Origin of the sequence: Flavobacterium restrictum, from assembly GCF_007097245.1 — a bacterium.
GTDB lineage: Bacteria > Bacteroidota > Bacteroidia > Flavobacteriales > Flavobacteriaceae > Flavobacterium > Flavobacterium restrictum.
Window position 1 is genome coordinate 150,912 of sequence record NZ_VJZT01000007.1, and the last position, 25,789, is coordinate 176,700.

At 35.5% G+C, this 25,789-nt stretch carries 23 protein-coding genes; 11 read left to right on the forward strand and 12 right to left on the reverse strand.

All coding sequences use genetic code 11. The features are described 5' to 3' along the window. Positions 1 to 759 precede the first annotated feature (759 nt). The 6 genes from FNW21_RS08690 (at position 760) to FNW21_RS08715 (ending at position 5,831) form a co-directional block, all read left to right on the forward strand. Positions 760 to 969, forward strand: a complete 210-nt coding sequence (locus FNW21_RS08690) for a hypothetical protein (RefSeq protein WP_144256348.1) — start codon at positions 760 to 762, stop codon at positions 967 to 969. Positions 970 to 1,000: 31 nt separating this feature from the next. Then, on the forward strand, positions 1,001 to 1,225 hold the full coding sequence (locus tag FNW21_RS08695) for a Txe/YoeB family addiction module toxin (protein WP_262710622.1): 225 nt from the start codon (positions 1,001 to 1,003) through the stop codon (positions 1,223 to 1,225). 244 nt (positions 1,226 to 1,469) lie between these two features. Next, a complete protein-coding gene (mnmA, locus tag FNW21_RS08700) occupies positions 1,470 to 2,657 on the forward strand; it encodes a tRNA 2-thiouridine(34) synthase MnmA (RefSeq protein WP_144256350.1) in 1,188 nt (395 codons plus the stop codon). A 175-nt stretch (positions 2,658 to 2,832) separates the two neighbouring features. After that, complete coding sequence (locus FNW21_RS08705; protein WP_144256351.1) at positions 2,833 to 4,452, forward strand: S8 family serine peptidase; 1,620 nt, start codon at positions 2,833 to 2,835, stop codon at positions 4,450 to 4,452. A gap of 13 nt (positions 4,453 to 4,465) precedes the next feature. Continuing rightward, the gene (locus FNW21_RS08710; protein WP_144256352.1) at positions 4,466 to 5,410 is read left to right on the forward strand and encodes an NAD(P)H-dependent flavin oxidoreductase; all 945 of its coding nucleotides are present in this window, start codon (positions 4,466 to 4,468) and stop codon (positions 5,408 to 5,410) included. Positions 5,411 to 5,420: 10 nt separating this feature from the next. After that, positions 5,421 to 5,831 (forward strand): hypothetical protein, encoded by a 411-nt coding sequence (locus FNW21_RS08715; protein WP_144256353.1) that lies wholly within the window; start codon positions 5,421 to 5,423, stop codon positions 5,829 to 5,831. A gap of 665 nt (positions 5,832 to 6,496) precedes the next feature. Here the strand turns inward: FNW21_RS08715 and FNW21_RS08720 are convergent. The 4 genes from FNW21_RS08720 to FNW21_RS08735 form a co-directional block, all read right to left on the reverse strand. Further along, on the reverse strand, positions 6,497 to 8,473 hold the full coding sequence (locus tag FNW21_RS08720; protein WP_144256354.1) for a DUF3857 domain-containing protein: 1,977 nt from the start codon (positions 8,471 to 8,473) through the stop codon (positions 6,497 to 6,499). Further along, the gene (locus FNW21_RS08725) at positions 8,473 to 10,404 is read right to left on the reverse strand and encodes a DUF3857 domain-containing transglutaminase family protein (RefSeq protein ID WP_185963908.1); all 1,932 of its coding nucleotides are present in this window, start codon (positions 10,402 to 10,404) and stop codon (positions 8,473 to 8,475) included. Before FNW21_RS08725 ends, FNW21_RS08720 begins: the two co-directional genes overlap by 1 nt. Then, a complete protein-coding gene (locus FNW21_RS08730; protein ID WP_144256356.1) occupies positions 10,379 to 13,633 on the reverse strand; it encodes a toxin-antitoxin system YwqK family antitoxin in 3,255 nt (1,084 codons plus the stop codon). The genes FNW21_RS08725 and FNW21_RS08730 overlap by 26 nt, the downstream gene beginning before the upstream one ends. A gap of 65 nt (positions 13,634 to 13,698) precedes the next feature. Continuing rightward, on the reverse strand, positions 13,699 to 14,142 hold the full coding sequence (locus tag FNW21_RS08735; protein ID WP_144256357.1) for a DUF4268 domain-containing protein: 444 nt from the start codon (positions 14,140 to 14,142) through the stop codon (positions 13,699 to 13,701). A 279-nt stretch (positions 14,143 to 14,421) separates the two neighbouring features. Here FNW21_RS08735 and FNW21_RS08740 point away from each other — a divergent pair, with 279 nt between their 5' ends. Then, positions 14,422 to 15,063 carry an NUDIX hydrolase gene (locus FNW21_RS08740; RefSeq protein ID WP_144256358.1) on the forward strand — a complete coding sequence of 214 codons (642 nt, stop codon included), beginning with the start codon at positions 14,422 to 14,424 and terminating at the stop codon, positions 15,061 to 15,063. A 165-nt stretch (positions 15,064 to 15,228) separates the two neighbouring features. Further along, entirely contained in the window at positions 15,229 to 16,038 is an 810-nt protein-coding gene (locus tag FNW21_RS08745; RefSeq protein ID WP_144256359.1) for a lysophospholipid acyltransferase family protein, read from the forward strand. Between the two features lie 311 nt (positions 16,039 to 16,349). On the opposite strand, the gene FNW21_RS08750 is transcribed toward FNW21_RS08745, so the two are convergent. The 3 genes from FNW21_RS08750 to FNW21_RS08760 all read right to left on the reverse strand — a co-directional run bounded on the left by FNW21_RS08750 (position 16,350) and on the right by FNW21_RS08760 (position 18,756). After that, entirely contained in the window at positions 16,350 to 16,982 is a 633-nt protein-coding gene (locus FNW21_RS08750; RefSeq protein ID WP_144256360.1) for a hypothetical protein, read from the reverse strand. Beyond that, a complete protein-coding gene (locus FNW21_RS08755) occupies positions 16,979 to 17,482 on the reverse strand; it encodes an RNA polymerase sigma factor (RefSeq protein ID WP_144256361.1) in 504 nt (167 codons plus the stop codon). Before FNW21_RS08755 ends, FNW21_RS08750 begins: the two co-directional genes overlap by 4 nt. A gap of 212 nt (positions 17,483 to 17,694) precedes the next feature. Further along, a complete protein-coding gene (locus FNW21_RS08760) occupies positions 17,695 to 18,756 on the reverse strand; it encodes a DUF3810 domain-containing protein (RefSeq protein ID WP_144256362.1) in 1,062 nt (353 codons plus the stop codon). Positions 18,757 to 18,841: 85 nt separating this feature from the next. Here FNW21_RS08760 and FNW21_RS08765 point away from each other — a divergent pair, with 85 nt between their 5' ends. Genes FNW21_RS08765 through FNW21_RS08775 form a run of 3 tightly spaced genes read left to right on the forward strand, consistent with a single transcriptional unit; the run spans position 18,842 to position 21,118 of the window. Beyond that, positions 18,842 to 19,039 carry a hypothetical protein gene (locus FNW21_RS08765; RefSeq protein WP_144256363.1) on the forward strand — a complete coding sequence of 66 codons (198 nt, stop codon included), beginning with the start codon at positions 18,842 to 18,844 and terminating at the stop codon, positions 19,037 to 19,039. Next, positions 19,026 to 19,634, forward strand: a complete 609-nt coding sequence (locus FNW21_RS08770; RefSeq protein WP_144256364.1) for a zeta toxin family protein — start codon at positions 19,026 to 19,028, stop codon at positions 19,632 to 19,634. The genes FNW21_RS08765 and FNW21_RS08770 overlap by 14 nt, the downstream gene beginning before the upstream one ends. Before the next feature lie 20 nt (positions 19,635 to 19,654). Beyond that, the gene (locus FNW21_RS08775) at positions 19,655 to 21,118 is read left to right on the forward strand and encodes an aminoacyl-histidine dipeptidase (protein ID WP_144256365.1); all 1,464 of its coding nucleotides are present in this window, start codon (positions 19,655 to 19,657) and stop codon (positions 21,116 to 21,118) included. A gap of 313 nt (positions 21,119 to 21,431) precedes the next feature. Here FNW21_RS08775 and FNW21_RS08785 read toward each other — a convergent pair whose 3' ends face one another. The 5 genes from FNW21_RS08785 to FNW21_RS08805 form a co-directional block, all read right to left on the reverse strand. Then, the gene (locus tag FNW21_RS08785) at positions 21,432 to 22,391 is read right to left on the reverse strand and encodes a transporter (protein ID WP_144256366.1); all 960 of its coding nucleotides are present in this window, start codon (positions 22,389 to 22,391) and stop codon (positions 21,432 to 21,434) included. Between the two features lie 4 nt (positions 22,392 to 22,395). After that, the gene (locus FNW21_RS08790) at positions 22,396 to 23,436 is read right to left on the reverse strand and encodes a cytochrome-c peroxidase (protein WP_144256367.1); all 1,041 of its coding nucleotides are present in this window, start codon (positions 23,434 to 23,436) and stop codon (positions 22,396 to 22,398) included. Positions 23,437 to 23,494: 58 nt separating this feature from the next. Next, the gene (locus FNW21_RS08795; protein ID WP_144256368.1) at positions 23,495 to 24,295 is read right to left on the reverse strand and encodes an MbnP family protein; all 801 of its coding nucleotides are present in this window, start codon (positions 24,293 to 24,295) and stop codon (positions 23,495 to 23,497) included. Positions 24,296 to 24,405: 110 nt separating this feature from the next. Beyond that, on the reverse strand, positions 24,406 to 24,666 hold the full coding sequence (locus FNW21_RS08800) for a hypothetical protein (protein WP_235889611.1): 261 nt from the start codon (positions 24,664 to 24,666) through the stop codon (positions 24,406 to 24,408). Positions 24,667 to 24,949: 283 nt separating this feature from the next. Further along, on the reverse strand, positions 24,950 to 25,717 hold the full coding sequence (locus FNW21_RS08805) for a carboxypeptidase-like regulatory domain-containing protein (RefSeq protein WP_144256370.1): 768 nt from the start codon (positions 25,715 to 25,717) through the stop codon (positions 24,950 to 24,952). Between the last annotated feature and the right edge of the window lie 72 nt (positions 25,718 to 25,789).

The window sequence follows — 25,789 nt, forward strand, 5'->3', positions numbered from 1 at the left end:
AATCGCTCAAAAAAAACTAGATCCTTTGTTGGTATAGTTTTTTTTGAGTTTGTTTTCTTTTACCTCATAAATGGGTACGGAATGTAAATAAGACGCTATATTTTGTGAGAAATTTATTTATCATTCGAAAGATTGGGAGTTTTTTACAAAGAGTATTGGTATTTCAATCTCTATCGAGAACGTACATAAACGAAGGGCGTTCGCCTTTAAAACAATTGTAAATAAAAAAAATACACCACTGATTGCTTCGCCTGTTCGCTATCGCTCGGGTCACAGATTTTAAAACCAAAATAATGCTGTTTGATTGCACAAATCCAAAAATCAGTGTCAATTTAATTCATTTTAAGCTATTGAAATCTGTGACCCGAGCGATAGCGAACAGGCGAAGCAATCTGTGGCGGTCTTTTTAAAAGCGAACGCTCTGCTTAAACGCTATAATTCACTATATTCGCATTATTAATAAGTAGTGTCACTATGACATATTTTTGGGAATACGAAAAAGCCGAAGCAATTCTTTCTTAATGATGCATGTAACTCTATTATTTAAGCAATAGTATTATTTGGAATAACGGAATTATCAAAATAGATCTAAATACAATTTTCAAGTACCGAACTCTTATTACAGTTTGAGAAAGTTGAAAAACTAAATTGCCTAAAAAACTACTTGTTAAATAGTTTTTAGATGCTTTTATTTTTAAATTTAATTTGCAGCAGCAACTGTTTTGAAAACAAAATTTACAACTAAAAAATAAAGAAAAAATGAAATATATTTTGGATATACCAGAAAATAAAATGGCATTTGCCGAAGAGTTTTTTAAATCTATTTCTTTTATAAAGAAAATTAAGGCTATTGCTCCTAATGAAATTACCAATACCGCTATTTTAAAAGGTATTGAAGATTACGAAAGTAAAAAGGTTATGCCTACACCGCTTAATCTAGCCGAACTTAAAGCCATGATTAATGCGTAATTTGGTTTTTATGCCAAAAGCATAGCAAGACTTGGGTTGGTGGATGAAAAACGATATTAAAAACGTTAAAAAAAATTACAACCTTTTAGAGAACGCTTGCAAAACTCCTTTTGAAGGAATAGGACAACCCGAACCTTTAAAAGCCAATTATAGTGGTTATTGGTCTAGAAGAATAAATCAAGAACACCGCATTATTTATAAAGTGGAAGAAGAACAAATTGTTGTCATTTCTCTCTATGGGCATTATCAAGATTAACAGCAAATAACCTCGCAATCGCAAGGTTTTGTATTTATCTTCTTTTGTTTGCCCTCGTTTCTAGTCATGCTTTGGAAGCATGGCTAATCAAATTGCGATATTTAGTGGATACCCCAGAAATTTGGTTCCAGATTTTAAAAGCAAATACTTAAATTATTAAAATCAAATCCTCCTTTTTTTCTGCTGTTTTCCTATGGTAAATCTTTGTAACTTTGTCGCCTGTAAATTATAATTTTTAGTGAAGATGAAGCGTGTTGTAGTTGGACTTTCGGGTGGTGTTGATTCTAGTGTTGCAGCTTATTTATTGCAACAACAAGGGTATGAAGTTATTGGTCTTTTTATGAAAAATTGGCATGATGATTCGGTTACTATTTCTAACGAATGTCCTTGGCTTGAAGATAGTAATGATGCGTTATTAGTTGCCGAAAAGTTAGGGATTCCTTTTCAAACGGTAGATTTAAGCGACCAATATAAAGAAAAAATCGTGGACTATATGTTCAACGAATACGAAAAAGGACGTACTCCAAACCCGGATGTACTTTGCAATCGCGAAATAAAATTTGATGTTTTTATGCAAATTGCCTTAAGTCTTGGTGCCGATTATGTGGCAACGGGACATTATTGTCAAAAAAGCGAAATCGAAGTTGGCGGCAAAACCGTTTACCAACTCCAGGCAGGGGTCGATACGAATAAAGATCAATCCTATTTTTTATGTCAATTATCGCAAGAGCAATTGGCTAAATCCTTGTTTCCTATTGGCGAATTAACCAAACCCGAAGTGCGCAAAATAGCCACTCAAATGGAATTAGTCACTGCCGAGAAAAAGGATTCGCAAGGATTATGCTTTATTGGAAAAGTACGATTGCCTGAATTTTTGCAACAAAAATTGCAACCCAAAGAAGGTGTAATTATTCAAATTGACGCCACTAATCCCGTCTATAATTCCGTTCCTACCGAAGGACTTTCTGATCAAGAAATACTACTATTGAACGCCAAAAAAATATCCTATACTCCCCAAATGGGCAAAATTGTAGGCAAACACCAAGGGGCACATTATTTTACTATTGGGCAGCGCAAAGGTTTGAATGTAGGAGGAACTATTGATCCCTTGTTTATTATTGCAACGGATGTAGTGACCAATACCATTTATACAGGTTTAAGCAGCCAGCATCCGGGATTGTTTAGGAAAGGATTGTTTGTAGCCGCCTCCGAGGTGCATTGGGTGCGTACAGATTTGGCTTTGGCCAATGGTGAATCGATGCCTGTCAAAGCACGAATTAGATACCGCCAACCTTTACAAATCGCTACGTTACATCAGTTTGAAAATGGCATGTACATTGCTTTTGAGGAACCGCAATCCGCTATTACCGAGGGGCAATTCGTTGCTTGGTATGCTGGTAATGAGTTGCTTGGTTCTGGAGTAATTTCGTAAGTTGGTTTTGATGAAAAGGCATTTTTGTTCAAGAAAATAACAGTGCTATCAATCTTGCTAATTCATGTATCCGAATTGAAATAGGATTTCGCATTTCTAATACCATTCAGCCCACTTTTTTTTCGGCTTTTTAAACTCGTTTTAAATCATTAATTTAGCTTCAAAATTCAATTCTATGAAAAGCATATACCTGTTATTGTTTGTCTTTAGTTCCGTATTTGTGTCAGCTCAAGTGGAAGATGCTTGGGTTTATTTTAAGGATAAACCTAATGCAACAACTTATTTAGAAACGCCATTATTGATGCTAACGCAAAGAGCTCTAGATAGAAGAAGCAATCAAAATATAGCTTTGGACACCAAGGATATTCCTATTGCAATGGAGTATGTTGATCAAATTAAAGCTGCTGCGGGCATCACTTACAAAGCAAAATCGAAATGGCTGAACGCTATTCATGTTCAAGGAACGAGTAGCGACATCACCTTATTGCTTGATTTTGCCTTTGTAGATAAAATTGATTTTGCCGATAGAAGCCTTAATAGTACTGGGAAAAAAGCAAAAAACTATAAAACTTCCACCATAAACAAGAAACTAGAAACCAAAGTTGATTATGGATATGGAACTTCTCAAAACCAAATCCACATGCTCAACGGTGATGTTTTGCACCAGCAAAATTATACGGGTTCAGGAAAAATAATTGCAGTTCTTGATGCTGGTTTCCCTGGCGTGAATACCGTGCAACCTTTTGCCCGCTTGCGCGATAACAACCAAATTTTGGGCGGGTACAACTATGTTTTGAGGGATGCTAATTTTTATACGGGCGATTCTCATGGTACATCGGTGCTTTCTACAATGGGCGGTTATACCGAAAATGCTTTGGTAGGAACGGCTCCTGATGCCACTTATTATTTATTTGTCACCGAAGATAATTCACAAGAAAGTCCTGTAGAAGAATCGTATTGGGCCGAAGCTGCCGAAACAGCGGATAGTTTGGGTGTAGACATTATAACGACCTCTTTGGGATATTCGAATAAACACACCAATCCCGCCTATGATTACACTTATGCCGATATGAATGGAACCACCACTTTTATTTCGCGTGCTGCCGAAATTGCTTTTAGTAGAGGAATGCTTGTTGTGGCCTCCGCTGGAAATGAAGGAAACGAAGTGGAACCCCATATTTCGGCTCCTGCCGATGCGGTATCTGTACTTACAGTAGGTGCTGTTAATGCCAGCAAAACGAGAGCGTATTTTAGTTCCATAGGACCAAGTTACGATCAGCGAATAAAGCCTGATGTTATGGCGCAAGGACTAGGAACCGTACTTTCAGATGAATTTGGAGCTATTGTTACAGCGAGTGGTACTTCGTTTTCATGCCCAATTATTGCTGGAATGTTGGCTTGTTTGTGGCAAGCGAATCCTACCAAAAGCAATCAAGAAATGCGTCAACTCCTATTACAATCAGCTGATAAATATTCGAATCCAACGACTCAATATGGTTACGGAATTCCAGATTTTAGCCTCGCTTTGGCCAATGGTCAATTGGCAGTTGTAAATTATTCTAAAAAGGATTTGATGCTTTATCCCAATCCTACGAGTGACGCTATTTCGATTGTTTTTCCGCAGGAATCACTTTCGGGGATGTTGACTATTTACACTATTTTGGGACAAAAAATTTTCGAAAAAGAAGTCGTTTCTAACACTGTAATTTCATTAAAAGCAGTAACTAGTGGGATGTATTTGTACCAATTAAAAGGCGCAACCTTTACCGCTACAGGAAAAATCATCAAGCAATAGAATCCTCGTTACAATGAATAGTATCACTTCACTTTTTGGCATAAAATACCCTATTATTCAGGCAGGAATGATTTGGAACAGCGGCTATAAATTAGCCAGTGCCGTTAGCAACGCTGGCGGATTGGGTTTAATAGGCGCTGGTTCGATGTATCCTGATGTTTTGAGAACGCACATTCGAAAATGCAAGCAAGCTACCCAAAAACCATTTGGTGTAAACGTCCCTATGCTTTATCCCAATTTAGAGGAAATAATGACAATTATTGTAGAAGAAGACGTGAAAATTGTTTTTACTGCGGCTGGAAACCCTAAAATTTGGACTTCTTTTTTGAAAGAAAAAGACATTACGGTTGTGCATGTGGTTAGCAGCACCGCTTTTGCATTAAAAGCACAAGAAGCAGGCGTAGATGCTATAGTTGCCGAAGGTTTTGAAGCAGGCGGGCACAATGGTCGGGATGAAACGACCACTTTTACATTGATTCCAATGGTGAAAGAAAAAATAAAAATTCCCCTTATAGCAGCTGGTGGAATTGCAACCGGAGGCGGAATGCTAGCCGCAATGGCACTTGGTGCAGATGGCGTTCAAGTAGGAAGCCGTTTTGTAGCGTCACTGGAATCATCGGCGCATGCCGATTTTAAGCAATTAATTCTAAATGTAAACGAAGGCGATACCAAATTGACTTTGAAGGAATTGACGCCTGTCCGATTGATAAAAAATAAGTTTTATCAGGATGTTCAGGATCTATACGAAAAATGTCCCACCAAAGACGATTTGACTCATTTACTAGGAAAAGCTAGAGCCAAAAGAGGAATGTTTGAAGGCGATTTAATCGAAGGTGAATTAGAAATAGGACAAATAGCGGGATTGATTCACGATATTCAACCTGCTGCTGCAATTATTGAAGCCATGATTGCCGAGTTTGAAACGGCAAAAACAGCTTTGCAACACATTAAATTTTAATTTTTTAACCATGACCCATCTTCATAAAAGTATTGTAATTCTTTTTTTGTGTTTTATTTCGCAACAAGGGTATTGCCAATCCTATAAATTCACCACTTCGGGATTGAGTGTTTTAGAAAAAAATGAAAAAGGAAAATGGGGGCAATGGTCTGATTTAGATTTAGTTAATATTGTTGTTTCTTTAGATACCAATAAAAACAGAATCGTAATTTATTCGCAAATTGTGCAACTTTTTGAAATTGTAGCCTACCAAGATATTGTAGAGACGGATACGGACATTATTTATTCGTTCGTTTGCAAAGATATTATCGGAGATGATTGTACACTTTCGTTTATTACCCGAAAAAAACAAGATAATAGGAAGCAGTTGTATCTTAATTACGATAGGAAAATAATTGTGTATAACATTTTTAATATGTGATACCGTATCATTTAAGTGAAAAAAATTGTCAAGAAGCAGGCATACACTTTTAAAAGAGTTAGCCACAGATTTAACGGTTAAAACGGATTTTGCACCGATTTTAATTCATTTTTTTAATTCATTTTTGACACATTAAACAAAAAATCCGTGCTAATCTGTTAAATCTATGTCATCAGCGGCCAAATTTTTTGAAGTACTAATTTTTAGGACTTAAATGTGAATGCCCTATTTTGATGCAGCACTAAATAAAAACCAATAAAGCCCAACATTAGTTGGGCTTTATTGGTTTCATAAATAGTTTAAAACTACATTTTGCTTTCAGCTTCTAAAAAAGTTTTTAATCCCAAATTCCACAAATTAATAACCATTTGGAGTTAAAATTAAACTTGACTTTCAGTCTTTCAAACAGGGCGTTCGCTTTTAAAACAATTGTAAATAAAAAAAGAAAATACACCACTGATTGCTTCGCTTGTTCACTCTCGTTCGATTCACAGATTTTAAAACTAAAATAATGCTTTTTGATTGCACAAATTCAAAAATCAGTGTCAATTTAATTCCTTTTAAGTTATTGAAATCTGTGAATCTGTGGCAGTCTTTTTAAAAGCGAATGCCATGCTGTCAAACTCAATACATTAACTTTCAGCACATCGTGGTTTAGTCATTTTTTATTTAGTAACTATAATCACAATTTTATTAAAATCAGCGGCGGCGTTGATAACCGCTTTGTATTCCTCAAAGTTGGCTAATGGATAATTGATAATGTTGTAGAACTCTGTGTTTTCAACTGTAACTTCGTCGTTGTTTTTGGTAAATTTACTCTTGAAAGCGGCTTCTGTTTTACCATTTACTTGGGTTTTGAAATCCATATTGAATTGATCTAAATTCTTGATTGACGCTCCTTTTGGGAGTAGAATTTTGATTTTTCGGGTGTAGAAATGGGGATAATCAATCTCAACAGGAAGTGTTCTTTTATTTTCTTGGTAAAATTCCATTTGTCTTCCTATGGTTTGTCCCACCGAAAACAAATAGGTATCGCCCGCTTTTTGCATCAAATCCTTGCCCTCAAAAGTAACTTTCAATACAAATGGTTTTTTACCTATAAATTCAGTGCCATCATTTTCGGTGGTCAATGTTTTGTATTCGGTTTGAACGGTGTAATTTTCGGCTATGTTTTTTAATACAGTTTGGTATTGCTCTGCCGATGCAAAATCTTTGATGGGTTGAAAATTCAAACCAGAATACCCACCAAAGGCAATGGTGCTAGTTACGAGTGGATTTTCGATATCTTTTGTAAAATCAACGGTAATATCCATGATGTCATGAGTGATTTCGGTACCCGGAATTTCGATGAAATTTACTTCGCTAATCGCCATGGCAACTCCCGAAAATATTTTTTCTTTTACAAACAAACCATAATTATTGGCCAGTCGCACTGGAATTAGCGGTATGCGGTATTCAATCTCGGTTGGGGTTAAATACTTTTTGATATTAGGAAAATAAATGAGTAAATCATCTAGGTTTTCATAACTTTCAAAATCTTTGTCGAAAGGAATTTTGTACCTACTGGAAGTAAAAACAACGTTGTTTTCTATTTTAAAATTCTTGAAAATAGCCAAATATAATTTTAGCAAATCACTTTCACTTGCCTGTTTGGTCGTGATAACATCCGTCAAGGATTCTTTGGAATCGATATATTTCCCGTACGCAATTGTCTTTTTTAGTTTGTTTTCAATATTCCAAATTTGTTCTTGTGGATCAGTTGCTTTTGGAATTGTTTTACAAAAATCATCAATTGCTTTTTGTTGTTTTTTGTCTAAAACGGGATTGATACGTTCGTAAACATTGGTTGCAAACTCTTTGAAATTGAATAAATTATTAGCACCACTAATGGTGTTTCCGTCTAACTTATAACGAAATAATTTTAGTTTTACATCCCAATTCGAATATTGTTCATCGTCATTAAGCGCAGCAATATTTTTTTCGGAAATGGTAAGCACTGCTTTTTTATCAAATTTTTTGGTATCGATGGTTGGTTCGCTCAAACCATTGTAATTTTTGGTTTTAAAAATCAAATGTTCAGGATAAATTAACTCAAAATTCAAGTTGGCAATGGGATATTCGTCTTGCATTTTGTATGTTTTACCATTTAAATCGGGGTTTTCTTCCAGAATATAAAACTTTTCGATAATCGCTCCTTTTTCAAGTCCGTTTACCGCAAAATAGTTGAATTTTACTCCTTTTTCCTCATCGGTTTCTTCTTTAATGTCATTTTTGTCTAGCGTAATAATTTTGCCACTTTTGAGGATTACCCGTGCTTTATTAGTAATTACAATTTCATTTTTGCTAAATGGGATGTAAATTTTATTGTTTCTTTCGATGGCATCGTCTGAATTGATGTATATTTTTTCGTGCAACAAGCGGTATTGTTTGGCGCTTTTGCCCACAACCGAAACTTCTATTTTTATGATTCGGTCTAGAATGACTTCTTTTTCATTCTTGTATTGCTCTGGAATTTCGGTTGTTGTAGGTTTTTCACTCCAATCATAATTCTTGAAGGTATAATCAAACTCTTGCGCAAAAAATACGCTGCTGTTGAGGAGTGTAACAAAAATAAAAAGGAGTTTTAGGCTATTTTTTTTCATTATTTTTCTAATAAAATTAAGGTTTCGGTATAGTTTGTTTTTAGTTTTTTGATGGTTTCGTTCCAAAGTTCAAAATCCGTCGTGTCGAGCAATAATTTTTTCTGACTGATGCTGATATTCAATTGCAATTTAGTGTCTTTTAGCGTATAAATAAGATCCGCTTTGAGTAAAGCATTGTCTATACTACAATTTTTTGGAAGGTATTTTACGGTGTAATTTTTAGGAATTTCGAGTTCGTATTGAATGGTATTTAAGGTTAAAAATTCAAATTGAAATTTCGAGATTCGGTCTTTTTCGATGGTCAATTTATCATAGATTTTGTCTAAAAAAAGATTGATATAAATCTCTTTGTCAACTTTTATGATGTAATTATCCAAATCGAAAGTAAAGGCTATAGCGTATGGTTTTTCTCTTTCGGTGATGTTTTCTTCTTTGAATTCTTTGAGGTTAAACTTGTTGTTCCCCTTTAAAACCAAGCTTTTAATCATTTCAAAACGGGTTTTATTTGAGGCGTCACCTATTCTCGACAGCGTATGGCTGCGGTTGTAACCAGAGAGTTCCATTGTGCCGGAGCCTACTAATTTGGTTTTGTCAATGGCTAGTTTTACAACTTCTTTGATTTCATTTTTTTCGGCGGGAACTACGGGAACAGGGATTATTTTGTAAGCTCCGTTGTTGTTAAACATCGCCTCTTTTCCTTGTATAAAAGCAGTTGGGATGCCGTATCGGGTTTCTTTATCGGTGGCGTCCAAAAACAGGTATTCTTCACCGCTTTTAAAAATGGCAATCATGTGATTGTCTACGGACGGCGTAGGCAACTCGGCATACGTATAAGGAATGCTTCGAGTGCCAATCCAGGCGATAGTGGTATTGGGAATATTGGCGTATTTTGCCATGCCCGAAATGATGCTCGCCATGTCCTTACAATCGCCAAATTTTCGTTTATAAACAAAACTAGCTTCCCTGGGAATGAAACCTTCGTAGCCATTTTCAAAAGCAATGTATTTGATATTGTCTTTTACCCAATAAAAAATACTCTTGATTTTATCGACGTCATTCGTTTGATTTTTGGTGATATCCAATGTCAATGCTTTTAAATCGGGATCTTCTTTTTCATTCAAATTCTTGACAAAACCTTTGTAATAATCAAAAAGGTTTTGTTCCGTGCCCAGAACTGGAATTGTTTTTCCGTCTACGGTATAGTCCTTGATAAAAATGCTTAAGGTGGGAATTAGGTACAAATATCCGGGCGAATTACTTTCGTATTTTACAGGTTTAATGTTATTCAACGTCCATTTGTAAATCCATTTTCCTTTTTTTTCTGTTTTAGAAAAAGCAATCGTGTTTTTTGGGTCGTTAAAAATTGTGTAACCAATGTTAATTTCTTTATCGGTTTTGATCTCTAAACTCGAATTGATCACAGGAAAATTACTTCCAAAAATGAACTGATGCAACAAGTATGGATCGATATATTCGGTTTGATAGTGGTACACTTTTTTGGCACCAGCCTCCAGATTAGGGAATGTAAGTTGTCGCTCTTTGATGTCGTTATAAAAAACGGAGCTTTCTTGGGCTTGCTTCTCTGTGGTTTGGGTGACTTTTATTTTTCGTTCTTTACCATTGTCATTGATGACCGTATAGGCATCGTAGGAATTGAGTTTTACTAATTCCGAATAGGAGAATGATTCCTGATTGTTTTGAATACCATTTTCGGACAAAATCATCGATTCATACTGGTTGTCTTGAATGATTTTTAGCTTTTTGTCTTTAATAGAAATCGTATAATTTTGAGCATCATTGAGCACGAGTTCATTAAAATTAGGATAGGCTGTTTTGTATTCCTGAAGCGAGTTTTGAGCTTGGCCAATGCAGCCAAAACTCAAAAAAGCAATGCAAAATAAGTAGTTATTTGATGATGGCAACCAATTCATTCGAATCATATTTTTTGGTTAGTATTAGTTTTCCTTCGCTGTAAATTAATGTGTTTCCGTGGAATTCATCATTTTTATAATTGGCGGTTAACCATGCTTTTCCGTCGGGTTTAAAGTATTCTTGTGGGCCTTCGAAGTTGTTTTTTATAAAATTCTCTTTTTTATAAATACCACCAGTTACATAATATTCAATTCGCTCTCCATGCAATAAATTGTTCAGGTACACACATTCAAATTCAGGTTTTCCCTCGCCAGAATGGATACTAAATTTCCCTTCATAATTCCCTTTTACCAATTGCATTTGCAAAGCCACTTTGCCATTTGGATAGTTTGAAGTGATATCGGCGGTTTCGTTATCGATTATTATTTTATCGTCCAAAAGACCAGATTTACTCATTCTAGTAAAATAAATTGGGGCATTGTTCGTATATCCAATGGCTAAAATGGCTTCTCCCTTTTGATTGTAATAGAATAATTCGCCTTGCAAAACACCGTTTAATTGATTGTATTCGGACATTTTGACTTTGTTTTGGTAGTACCGAATCGTTTTTCCGTTCTCTTCTCCAAAGGTGTTTTCATCAGTCAGTCTTAAATTTCCAACTAAATCATTTTGGGTATATTTGCCGTTTATTCGACCGCAATAATAGGTAGTTTCAAAATATAAAGTTCCTAGTGGGCTGAAGGATTTGTAGTTATTAGTCAACATTCCGTTAGCGTATTCCGAGGTAATAATTGGGGTATTTAGTTGGTCTTTGACGGTGAATTTTTCATTCAATTTCCCGTTGACCATTTCATATTCCTGACTGATAGTTCCATTGTAGAACGTATAATTGAATTTACCCGTTTTATTTTTATAATCAATACTGTTTTCGATTTCTTCTTTCAAAGTATAGGTTGTCAACGCCGTTTGAAAATTATTGATATAGCGTTCTTTGCGAGCGATAGTTCCGTTTTGACGATAGGTTATTTTGTCATAATTAAGTTCGTTATTTGTAAAAAAGCCTTCGGTTTTTAGCGTTCCATCAGCGTAAAAAGAGTGGTATGGGCCGTTTTGTTTTCCATTTTCATAGGCATACACTTCATCGAGTATTCCGTTTTCATATCCTTCATAAACGCCATTTAGAGTATCATTTGTATAGTTTTTGATGCTGCTTACCAATCCGTTTTTGTAATATTCCGTATCGAGACCCTGCTCTTTTCCTTGAACATAAAACTCGGTCATTTTTGGCAATCCTGATGCGTAAAAATAATTCCATTGTTGGCTTTTTTTTCCTTTTTCGAAAGAGCCTGTAACCAGAATATTGTCTTTAAAATTCCTCATTTCAAAGGTGTTCTTGGTCAAGTTTATAGCAACTGGCTGTTCCTTTTTATTCGAATATTGCAACCCTGATTTCAAGTCGCCTGATTTGTATTTTTCTTCAAAATAGGTATTGCCACTAGTATCATAATAGCTGTAGGTTTCCACCTCTTCTTTGTCATTATGCAAGGATTCATTTGCTTTGACACCGTTAGGAAAATAGTTGGTTATTGTTTTTAATTTTCCTGCTTCGTAGCTGTTTTCTTTTTCCAAAGCGGAAGAGGTAAAATAAGTTTTGTATGATCCCTGAATTTTACCATTGCTATAATTAGCGGTTGCTTTCTTGATTTTACCATCGTAATATTCCACATAATCGCCTTCGTTCAAGTCGTTTTTATACACGGAACTTTCTTTGATATCGCCCACTTCGTTATGGCTTACATACGGGCCGTTGACTTTGCCCATCGCGTACACCATACTCAATTTGGGGCTTCCGTTTTCGTACAAGCAAGTGAGTATTCCGTCGCGTTCTCCATTGGTAAAATTGATTTCGCATTGTTTTCCTCCGTTGGGATAGTACGAGGCACTGTTGCCGTTTAGGGCATCATTCTTGTAATTTTCGATTACGCTGACGTTTCCATTTTCATAATATGCGGTTCGAGTACCTTCTAATTTGCCGTTAGTAAATGATTTTTCCTCGGTGAGATTTCCTTTTGGGTTGTAGTATTTTTGTACACCATCCAAAAGATCGTTTTTGAAATTCAAGATACCACTTAAATTACCGTTTTCGTCCAAGTATTGGTATTGACCTTCCTTCAAACCATTTATTTGCTTGCCAATTAAATAGGGATTTCTATTTTTTAAAATCACAATAACTTCCTCTGGTGTTCCAAATAGGTTTAACGTCCTCTTTGCATAAAAAGACCAAAAATCTTTCAATAAATAGTGGTCATTAAAGTCCGTTACTTTTTTCTTTTGTGCCGTAAGTTGCTTGCCTAATTTAGCTTCCATTGCCGATAGCATATAATAGCTAAAGGGTTCAAATTGGTTGTTGTCGTTCAGGTTTTTTACCCACGGGATGTAAGTAGTTTCAAAAAAACCGTCTCCTATTTTATGCTCCGATGCGTATTCGACCACCGCTTGAACCTGTCTAATAACAACATCATCAATTGTTGATTTTACTTTATATGCCGGGTTTAAAGGAAGTTGATTGCGGAGAATGGTTTCGATTTCTTCAAAGTTATCTCCTGATTTTGAGAAAACTAATTTGTTTTGGGTCAAATAATTTTGTGCAAATTTAGCATTCAATCTCAAAATTGCTTTTTCGGCATTCCTACCATTTGGGGCAATTACTAGGTAACTCATCAAGGCCAAAGTTCCCTCGGTAATTTTGCCGTTTTCTAGCGCAATAATTCCCAATAAATAATGCGAGGAAGCATGATTTGGATTATTGGTAATAATTTTTTCTAATAAATCGACTGCTTTTTGTGGTTGCTCTTTCCAGACGTATAAAATTGCGAGATTGTACAAGTGATTGGAGGAATTCGAAAGGTATTTTTGGCCTTCTGTGAATATTTTTTCAGCCAAATCATAGTCTTTTTCATCGCTCAAATAACTCCCATACAGCGTGTATAAAGTGGGGAATTCAGGCATTTTATTGCTTTGATACAGCTTTTCGAACAATGCTTTTAACGCTTCTTTTTGAGCTAATGCCGATAAAGTTAGGGCTTTCTCATATTGTGCTTGCAGGTATTTTGGGTCAATAGTTTTGATTTTGTCAAATTCAAGCAGTGCTTCATTGTACTTTTCGTCATCATAAAGAGCAACTCCTTTGTTGATAAAGGTATCGTTGTTGTAGACAGCGGTATAATCAGTTTGGGAATAAGATTTTATAAAAAAACTTAAAAGTAGGACTAGATGTATTTTTTTCATTTGAAGATAGAAGTTTATCAAATATAAAAATTTAATTGAACTTTGTAAGAAAAACAACTATTGTGTTATGCTGGTTTTGCTATATTTTTTATAAAGTCATCGTATTCAAAATAAAACAACTCCAAAGCATTCATTTTTTCGAAAAAGAAATCAAAAATTTCATTCCAATACTGGCGATTACTCACGCTTACATTTCGTTTTTCGACCCAAATGCGGCTTATGGTTTTGCCATTTTCTAATGTGTACTCTTTCTCGAAAACCAAATCAGAAACAAACTCGGTTTCCAATATGTTTTTGAGTGCCAAAAGATTTTCATAATACTGGTGTCTGGTCTCTTTGCTTCGATGTTCGATGTCAATTAAAACTTGCGCTTTGGTATTTTCGACAAAGAATTTAAATGAAAAATCCTTTATTTTAGTATCATACAAGACCCATTTTCTTGGGTGTTTTTCGGCAAATGCGACCCAAAATTCTTGTTTTAGTTTTTGATTTTCTGCTTTACTGTACATTTTTAATATTTTATTCGTTTATAGAAAACGGGAATCTTTTTTTAGACTTTTGTTTATACCTTAATTTTGAGTACTCTTTTGGTGCTGCGATTGAATTTTAATTTTTGTTACAACGGCACAAATTTTTATATAAAATTAGGGCAATATGGTAGTAAAAAATGATTTTATACCAACTAGAACCGCAGTTTTACTTTGTACCTTCGTGCAGGATTTTTTACCGTAAAGGCCAACTCAAAAAGAACGCAATAGTTTTCTGAATCACAAAAATAGACTTTGATTATGGATTTTCAAGATTTTTTGGCATTAGTTCCACAAATAAAAGATGTGACGCTTCCCGCCGAGGCAGCACATTTAAAATTGGCACCTAGAGAACGCACAGCCGCATTAGAAAATTTAGATATCAACCAAAAAAATCCCCGAAAAGCGGCCGTTTTAATGCTTTTGTATCCTAAAAACGAGCAAACGCATTTGGTGTTAATTCTTCGGAATTCGTATGAAGGTGTTCGTTCTGCTCAAATTGCTTTTCCAGGTGGGAAATACGAATCCGCCGATCTTTTTTTTGAAAATACGGCTTTGCGAGAAACGCACGAGGAAATTGGCGTTTTGCCAGCAGCTGTAACCATTTTAAAACCGTTTACTTCCGTGTACATTCCTCCAAGCAATTTTGTAGTTTACCCTTTTTTAGGAATTTGTGAACACGCCATTGCATTCACGCCCGATCCCGTTGAAGTTGCAGGCATTATCGAGTTGCCTTTGACCTTGTTGATGAGTGACCGTATTTTACAAGAAGTTACGTTGAATACCTCCTATGCAAACACCATTCAAGTGCCCGCATTCCAGATAGAGCAACACGTAGTTTGGGGCGCAACAGCTATGGTGTTGAGTGAGTTGAAAGAAGTATTGAAAGGGATTTTGGGATGATTTATGCGATTTTCTTGTCAGTTTAAGTAAAGTGCTAACGTTGTAAATTAGTTCTTGCTATAGTTAAATAGTAATGCTATTTCATTGTATAAAAAACTAAAAAAATCCATTTTTAAGTTCAAAAAATAATTTTGTAGCTTTGTGAACTTTAAACACAAAAGCATTATGGGATTGTTAAAGAGAAATCCTTTTGGTCACATCATTTTTATAAAAAAATGGCTTATTCGAATCTTCGGGGGCATCACGCATAGGCGCTATCGAGGTTTTAATGAATTGCAAATCGAAGGATCGGAAATCATTAGGAATTTGCCCGATAAAAATGTGCTTTTTATATCCAATCATCAAACCTATTTTGCCGATGTCGTGGCTATGTTTCATGTTTTTAATGCCAGTTTGAGCGGTCGAGAGGATTCCATAAAAAACGTGTGTTATCTCTGGCAACCCAAAATGAATATTTATTATGTTGCCGCCAAGGAAACCATGCAAGCGGGCTTGTTACCTAGAATAATTGCGTATGTAGGTGCTATAACTGTGGAGCGAACGTGGCGTGCCAAAGGGGTAGACGTAACCGAAAAACGCGACGTGAACCCAAACGACACCGAAAACATCAAAATCGCTCTTGACGATGGTTGGGTAATCACCTTTCCGCAAGGAACAACCAAGTCTTTTAAACCTGTTCGCAAAGGAACTGCGCACATTATCCAGCAACATAGACCCATTGTGGTTCCTATTGTAATTGATGGATTTCGTCGTTCGTTTGACAAGAAAGGATTGCGCATGAAAAAGAAAGGAATTCTACAATCCTTCATCATCAAAGAGCCACTTAAAATTGATTATGACACGGATACGATAGACCAAATTGTCGAAAAAGTAGAATATGCCATCGAGCAACATTGCTCGTTCCTAAAAGTAATTCCTGCCGAGGAACTCAAAGCCCAAGAGGAATTAAACCGATTGCGACAATGGGAATATTAAAATAGAATTCAATAATTTTGTAGTATCATTTTACCCCTAATTTGCTAATTTTATATTTTCTACACGTTTTTAAATCTCAAAAAAATCTGCGTTAAAACAAAAAATCAGCAGTAAACCCAACCCAAAAAATCTTTAAATCTCAAAAGAAATTAGCGAAACAGCGGTAAAAAAATCAGCAGTAAACCCAACCCCAAAATTCTTTAAATCTCAAAAGAAATTAGCGAATCAGCGGTAAAACAAAAAAATCCGCGGTAGAACCCCAACAAAATCCGTTTCAGCAGCATACTTTCAACTATAATTGCAGTCCAGCTTTACAAATCAATCTTCTTTAATTCCTTATAATTAGCATACAATCTACGCAACAAAATACCGTACAACAAACGATAAAACAACCAAAAAACAGCAAAAAACACCACAGTTGTCAAGAATAATAACCCTATCGTGAGAGCCATCGCTTTTCCGTTTGAGGCAATTTTAACTCGCAATACACTCACATCGGGATTGTAGGCAAATGCAATTATAAAACCTATAATCAAACTAATTACAATCATTGTCAAATTGTAATACACATAATATTGTACCGTTTTTCTAGTTTTCAAAATGTCTTTCATCAGCTGTTTGGTGGCAACAGTCGTCGAAATCACTTGGTAATTTTTGTAAAACAAGTATATAAAAACCAATATTACCCCATAATTAAAATACGTCAACCCCTTAAACAAAAAAATAATTTCATCGTGTTTAAGTCGCGCTAAATAGTCATCCGTATTGTAAATAATACTGGTAGCCGTCCACAACAACACCTCCAAAATACTAATAATCAAAATCCTTTTGACAATCGTAGACGATTTTTTATGAATCATTTTGTAGATATCAGTTGCGGATACTTGCTCAAACGAATTTTCATTGCGTTGCCAGTCTTTCTTCAATAAATCCAGCTCTTTCATATTCCTAATGGATTTAATATTTTTTTTAATTTCCCCTTAATTCGATTCATTTTTACCCGAGCATTCACTCCGCTAATCCCTAATGTTTCGGATATTTCATGATAATCTTTGTCCTCGAGATACATAAAAACCAAGGCTTTTTCTATATCATTTAGTTGATAAACGGCTTGATACATTAGTTTCAATTGCTCCTCTTCTTCATAATTATAATCAATATCTTGAGTAAAATGTTGCCGCGATTCATACGCAATAGTAGCCACCGATCGCTTGTTTTTTCGGTACAAAGTAATGGCGGTATTCAGTGCCACGCGATACGCCCAAGTCGAAAATTTACTATCCCCCCTAAACTTTGGGAACGCCTTCCACAACTGAATCGTAATTTCCTGAAACAAATCCTTGTGCGCATCCTCCCCAGAAGTATACAACCTACAAATCTTGTGGATGATATTCTGATTCGTCTGCAATTGCTGTACAAAGGAAAGTTCTAGAGTTTTAGTCATATATACGTTAGTAATCCCAAAGAAGATTTTGTTACAAAGTTAAAAGTTTTTTTATCAGGAGCACCACTTTTACGAATTCCATCAGCAGTCGTCCCGCTGTACACTTTATCTTTTGAGCCAAACCCTGGCTCAAAAGGATGCCGTTTCCATCGGGGCTATTCCAAAAATCTAGTTTTCATAAAAAACGTTTCAAAAATGTTGCTATATCCAACTCAAAACGCCCGATTTTTATAATAATTCACCATCAAATTCACATATTTGCTATAACTATCCAAACCGTCTTTTTGCTGGTTTGCTTTTAGAAAATGATCGTAAAAAACATGAAAAGCGGTCTCAATTGGTGTTTGGTATTGGTTCCAGAAAGCAGTACTTTCTTGGTAATTTTTTAAAATCCCAGGATGAACCGTTTGCAGTAACTCTTTTAGTTTTTTAGGATTTCGTGCCTGCCAATTGCCCAAACAATACCGCAATGCCAAGCTGTATCCAGAATATTGCACATACAAATCATCATTTTTCACCGATGCTAGAAAACCTATAAAGTTGCATTCACTTTCGCTCGCAAACCCCATTTGATGCGCCATTTCATGATTGGTCGTCATGGGGAAACTGTACATTGGCCCCAGATAATTGACCTGTGCTTCATTTGTAAACGGATTCAAATACCCTCCAAAGCCCATATACGTTAGCGGTAAACTAAAAAGTGATTTTTTGACACTCAAATGCGAATAACTAAAAAAAGCATACTCGGCAGCAAGGGTTTTATAACCCTTCAAGTTCAGTTCAAACACTTTTTCTTGCGAATACGGGAACGTAACTTTCAAGCTATCATTTTGAGTAAGTTGTTTCTGGATAGCATTGGTTTTGGCGATTAGTTTTTGGGTAAAAATCAATAAATCAGCGTCGGTGTAGTCTCTCTCTATTTTCATTTTTTCGAATAGCGGTTCCCTATAATAATTTAAAGCCCAGAGTAAATGAAAGAAAAAATAAAATAGCGACAATAGACTTAAAATGGTTAAAAGGTTATTTTTCCATTCCGATTTCCATGTTTTTCTTTTGTTCCAAAACCATTTTAAAATCAAAAAAATCAAAATAAAATAAATACAATCGCCTACCGAAAACGGAATTTTGCCTAAAACAATCCTCAACGTTTTTGAAAGAAAAAGATACAATCTGTTGCTGTAAAAAACTTCAATATATTCGGGAAAAAACCGTACGGTTTTCAGGGTTATAATTTGTAGGATTAAAAATATTGGGAGAATGTATTTACGTTGCACGAGATGAATTTTGCATATAAAAATAAGTAAAATCAATGAAGTTATTCTTGGTTTTTTGTAAATTGCACAATAAAATTCATAAACAATGAAAAGTACATATAGTTTACTTTCAGAAAAAGAACCAACAGAGAAAGAACTTCACTATTTAATGGAAAATGTTTTGAAAGAGGTTAAAATACGGGCCTCTATTAGTTCTCAAAAATTGGAAGCACTTCAATTACTTCAAATTGATGAAGCTTTTGAAAAACATAAAGTTTATAAAATAAAAAATGACCAAAAATAGACCAATTCTCATCGTAATTGCGGGGCCAAATGGTTCTGGTAAAACGTCTATTACTTCTCAAATTTTAAAACACGAATGGATTGCTGGCTGCGTATATATTAATCCAGATAATATTGCCCAAGAAGAATTAGGCGATTGGAATAATGCCGAAGTAGTTTTGAAAGCTGCAAAGTTAGCAACCGAACGTCGAGAAAAGTGTCTTGAAAATCGAGAAAGTCTGATTTTTGAAACAGTTCTTTCTGCAACAGAAAAAATTGATTTTTTGGAGCAAGCAAAAGCAGCAGGTTTTTTTATACGTCTCTTTTTTGTAGGGACAAATCATCCTTCAATAAATGCTAGCCGCATTGCTTATAGGGTTTTAGAAGGTGGTCATGATGTGCCAATTACAAAAATAATAAGTCGTTATACTAAATCAATTTCCAATTGTTGTATTGCCGCCACCTTTGTAGATAGAGTTTATATCTACGATAATTCCGAAGAATATGTAGCCGCTAAATTACTGTTTCGAGCCGTAAACGGTATTTTAGGAAAGTCATATTCATCCATTAATGCTTGGGCATTGCCCATTTTAAATTGCCTAAAAAAAGAGTTATAATTTAAACGCTGAAAATAGAAATGAGTCAAGAAATAAGAAACCTAGAACCCAAAGCACTTTGGAATAAATTTGCCGATTTGAATGCCGTACCTCGTCCTTCCAAAAAAGAAGATCGGGTAATTGCTTTCATGAAAAATTTTGGTGAAAGCCTAGGACTAGAAACATTTGAAGATGAAATTCGTAATGTAATCATCCGAAAACCCGCAACAGCAGGAATGGAAAACCGTAAAGCATTGGTTTTGCAAGGACACCTGGATATGGTACATCAAAAAAATGCTGATACCGTTTTTGATTTCGAAACACAAGGAATCGATATGTATGTAGATGGAGATTGGGTACGTGCTCGAGGGACTACTCTTGGCGCTGATAACGGTCTTGGAGTAGCCGCAATTATGGCAATTCTTGAAAGTACGACTATCCCGCATCCCGCTATCGAAGCCTTGTTTACCATTGACGAAGAAACAGGTATGACGGGAGCTTTGAACTTAAAAGGTGGCGTTTTACAAGGGCAAATTTTATTGAATTTAGACACCGAGGAAGATGATGAAATCGATATTGGTTGTGCAGGCGGAATTGATGTAACGGCAACTGCCGAATATGACCAAGAGCCTACGCCAGAAGGGTCTGTTGGGTATGCAATTACCGTAAAAGGATTAAAAGGTGGGCATTCTGGAATGGATATTCACAAAGGTTTAGGAAATGCAAACAAGATTATGAACCGCCTCTTGTTTGATGGTTTTGATAATTTTGGATTGCAAATTGCCACTATAAATGGAGGTAGTTTACGAAATGCTATCCCGAGAGAAAGCGTTGCCAAAGTGATTATTGCAGCCATATATGACGAAGCTTTTGTGTTTGATATGCAACAAATTGTAAACGAAATCAAAACAGAATTCCAAACAACAGAGCCAAATCTAGAAGTAGTTTTTGAGAAATTGAAAGTAACTCCCCAAACGGTAATGCCATCGATTGCTCAATTTTACTTTGTCCGAGCCTTGTATACTGCACATAATGGCGTGTACAGCATGAGTGCCGATTTTGATAATTTGGTAGAAACTTCTAATAATATAGCCAAAGTGGTAGTAGGCGAGGGGCAACTTTCGGTGCAATGTTTAACACGTTCGTCTGTCGAGAGTTCAAAACTGGATTTGGCTACCGCCTTGCGTTCGGCATTTGAATTAATGGGGTGCGAGGTGGAATTTTCGGGTTCGTATCCAGGTTGGACACCCAATGCAACTTCGGAAATTCTAGATGTTTTGGTCGGTATTTATGAAAAACAAAATCAAGAAAAACCAAAAGTAGTAGCTTGTCACGCCGGTTTAGAATGCGGTATTCTAGGAACAAATTATCCTGATATGGACATGATTTCCTTTGGTCCAACCATTCACGGAGCGCATTCTCCTGACGAAAGGGCCAGTATCGCTTCGGCTCAAAAATTTTGGAAATTTCTTTTAGAAATTTTAGCTACTATTCCCGTAAAATAGTGTTCAATTTTTCAAAAAAGTGATCAGTATTCAGTCTAAAAAAAAGTTCTCAATTAAAAAGCGAACTACTAAAGAACTGAATACTGATCACTAACTTTTAGTCTCTTTTAGGACTATTTTTCTTGTCTCTCTTCTCTTCTTTTTTTTCTTTTGCCGTTTTCAAAGGTTCTTTTTTAACGGTTTTCTTTGCGTCTTGACTTTTTGCCATGCTATTTTTTTAAGTGGATTACTATTTATTTGTAGTAAATATAGAATTAAATGCCGAAATAGTAAAATTTTTTTATCCTTTCCAGCACTCCTAAAATACAATTGGCTACAAACTATAATTCAAATTGATGCTCCAACGGTAATTGGCTTCAATTTTTGAATTTGATAAATGCTGATTAATAGGTAGCATCGTATTTATGCCTAGCGAAAAATTAGTGATGCCTATTTCTAAACCAAATTTACTAAAAAGAATATCTCCAGCGGTTTCGGGTAATTGCTCGCCATATTGGCTGTTGCTTTTATAAATTTCGCCAGCAATTCCAGCTTGAGGAACGATTTTTATAGTAGGCAAATCAAAAAGATAAAACAAAGTACTGCCGTAATTGAATTGATTTCCAAATTGGTATTGTTTCTTGTTTTTTGTCTTCAAAGTGTAGTTGAGCATTGTGCTTACACCCAATTGGCTCTTTTTAATAACATATTCAGTAGCTAATAAATAATCCCAACTGCCAGTTCCCACCTGGAAACTTTTATTAACGCTTCCAGAATTATTGGCTTCGTCAAATTTTCCAGTGGGTATTTTGATACCACCTCCCAATTGTAGTTTATGTACGAATACCGTGCTGTCTTTATGAGTTTGAAAAACCGAGTACATTCCCATTACAGTAATGTCGCCTAATCCTTGAATATTTTCGGTGCCTGTACTGCGTTCTCTGTTGTGAAATTGATAGGGAATTAAGGTTGAAATTTGGAGTTTTTCGGTAATGGGGATTTTACTCCAAATTTGGATAGTATTGAAATTTTCATTTACCCAAGGCGAATTGGCAAAAATCCCATCACGACTGGAATAACTTTGATTAAAATACCGCAATCCAACAAAATTACTGTTCAACATAGAGCTAAATCCCATGCTGCCGCCACTTGCCGAACAGCCACAGGCATCACAATCCTCTTCGAGTTCAAGAGCCATTTTTTGGAACGAAAATCGGTTTGTGGGTTCTTTTTTGGCATGACCAAAGGAGAGTTGTGTGCATAAAAGAGCGAGGTAGATACTATTTTTTTTCATAATTTTAATATTCAGAAAAGCGTTTATTGGTCAAATACTCGGTATCCGTTACTGTTTCAAGAAAAGCAATAAGTTGTATTTTATCAGTTTCAGAAAGTGCAATACCTAATTTTTGGTTTTGTTTTAAAAGAGGGTCTAATGTAGCCGAATTTTCAACACCAGTAGCATAATGATTTAATACTGCTTCCAAAGTACCAAACCGACCATCGTGCATATACGGAGCAGTTTTGGCTATATTTCGTAAACTGGGTACTTTGAACGCATATTTATCAACAGCCAAAAGCGTTACTTTATATCTCCCCACATCATTGATAGCTTGGTTTACGGCTAGTCCGTTGTTTCTAAATGAATTGTCGGTCATTAAATCTGTGGCATGACAGGATGTACATTTTGCATTGAAAACGGCAAACCCCTTTAATTCGGTTTCGGTTAATGTGCCGCCGGTTTCATGCCGCCTGTATTTGTCAAAACGAGAATTGCTGGAAGTGATGCTGACCATAAATTGTCCCAAGGCTTTTAGCATGTTTTCGGCATTGATTTGACCATTTGCAAAAGCTATTTTAAAAAGTTTTTGATAACTAGCATCGGCTTTCATCATTGTTATTGCTTTGGTAAAATCACCATTCATTTCAACTGGATTAGTAAACGGAATGATGGGTTGTAAGTCTAAATGTGTTGTCGCACCATCATACATAAAACTAGTTTGATACCCCAAATTTTGAATCGAAGGCGTATTTCTAGTCCCAACTCCGTTCCCAACACCATGACTTAAAGTATGTCCGTGATGTGTAAAAGCATTTGCTTGTTCGTGGCAAAAGCCGCAAGAAACTATTCCGTCTGATGCTAATCGTCCGTCATAAAATAATTTTTTGCCCAATTCAAATCCTTTTTCAGTCAAAGGATTAGCAGCAAAATTGTACGTTGGTGGCGGAAAATTAGAAGGTACTTTAAACTCCAACGGAATATTTTGATAGGTATCATCACTATCATTGGAACAACTCACGAACAATGGCAAAATGAGTAACAATAGTTGTTTTGTTTTCATTTTTGTTTCCTTTTTTTTTAAAAGCGGTTCGTTATTACAAACCGCTTTTATACTTTATTTAGTCGTTATGAACGTGAGCAACAGTAAACATTCCGTTGAGGTTTGCTGTAATCAAAGGCAGGTTGGTACCACCCATAATCATAGCTCCCATACCACCCATATTGTTGTCAGAAAGTTTGATTTTATATGTTCCATCTATGATTTTGGACACATCCGAAACGACATGAATTTCAGGCGAAATGGTAGTTCTAACCATTGCTTTTGTTGGTAAATCAAGCGTCACTTCGGTGTAATTATAATCGGTTGCAGTTTGCCCTGTATGCACCATAAATGGTGTGCTATCAGTCACAGTTGCGGATGTAAAAGTGCCTTCAAAAACAACAAATTTGTATCCAGCAGACCAGCTCCACAACATACCTGCTGCTTGTGCACGAGTGGCTAAATCGCCTTGTCCTGTTGCGCCTAATTCCCATTGTGCTTGGTCTACACCAATGCCAAATTTTACTTTCGTGTAATTTCCTGCGGGTACGTTTTCTAATTCGGCAACCACGCTTGTTGGGTCGGCTTCATCAATTATAAAGTAACTTTCGCTTTTGGGATAGGTAAAAATTGTTCCGTCTTCTTTGGTCAAAACGATGTTGCTGATGATGTATTTTATATTGCTAATTTTCAAAACTTCATTATTGGAAGTCGTATTGGCTTGAGTATTTAGGATTAAATCATTGGTTCCAAATGCGTTATCGAATTCAATTCCAAGATTTCCTGTTCCTGTAATTACTTCATTGTCATCTTTGGAACAGCTTATAACGAGTGCGCTTACCGCAAGAATTGCGATAGCTTTATGTAATGCGTTTTTCATGCTTTTGTTTTTTTTATATAATTTAATACTGCGTGTTTTGTAGCAACACACCGTTTTTCATTGGTAAATGCAATGAAAAGTTCCTTTCAAAAAAGGAAAAATAATTAAAGTTATATAAAAGAGGCGGGCGGTCGAAAAGTGGATTGGCTTATCGAGTTGGTTTTTTGAGTAAAAAAACTAAAATTAGAATCCTTCTTTTCAAAAATTGGAAAGGGAGCAAAATCAGTAGTGAATAGGTTTTGAATATAGACCAACTCGAATTTTTCCTTCAAGTTGTTTTGCATTTCTTTTTGATTATTCTCAAACTTGGTCAAGCTTTTTTGCAATTCACAACGACCATTACAAGTGTTGTAAACAAGTTTTCGTTTCACACAAATAGTTTTTACAATCTCGGCTTGATTTATTTTAAAGGCAGTGTACACGAATAAACTGCCAAAAGAAGGCAACAATATAAGGGAAGAAAGTACTATGATAAAAAATTGTTTCAGAACTTACCGTTTAGATTACAAAAGTAGTTGTAATTAATTTTAAATAAAAGTTGCAACCGTTAATTTATTGGATGGAAATATTTTTTGGGCAAAAAAAATCTGCCATTAGTGTATAATGACAGATTTGAATTGGTAATTTACTGCTTTTTTAGAGCCAAAAAACTATTTATTTTTTCTTCAAAATCTTGTATTCTTCATAACAACCGCTTATGGCATCCATGATTTGCAAGTCATTTGCTAGTTGAATAAAGGATTCCGAGTAGTTGCAGCGTTGTAGGATTTCTGGGATTTCTTTTTTGTCAATACCTAGTAAAGTAGCAATCATTTCCCTATCATATTTGGATTCTAATGTTTTTCTGACGGTTTCGTCCTTCTTTAATTCTTTCAAACGCTTGAGTTCTTTTGGTTTTTTTCCAAAGAAATTATAAAGCATATCGGCAGGATTAAAAATAGAACCCATTACTTTTCCAAACGCATTGGGCGAGAATTCTCCCGCTTCATACCCTTGTTTAAGTCCGGAAATACTATACCTGAAGTTTTCTTTTATAGGAATAAGTTTGGAGTCAACTTCGATGTAACCTGTTAGATAGAAAGGGCTTATTATAACTTCTTCCAGCGCAATTGCTTTTTCGGTGAGTTGTATTTTGGTTACTTTGTTTTTAATCCAGTCGTTAGTAACCCTAACTTTTAAGGATTGAAAACCAATAAGTGATATGTGAAGTGTGTCACTTTGAGAAACCTCGATTTCAAAATTTCCTTTTTCATCGGTGGAGGTTCCTTTTACCTTATTGATGTTAATTACATTGGCGTTGGATAAAGGAAAGCCGGTATTGTCATTGACAATAGTACCAGAAATTTTTATTGAGGGTGTAGCAACTTGAGAAACTACGGTTGCTGAAAGCATTAAAAATAAGAAAACTACAAAATATTTCATAAACTGATTTAAGACTTTAAAAGTAGTAAATCAGGATTAAATATTTTGTAGTTTTTATTTAATTAGTAGAAA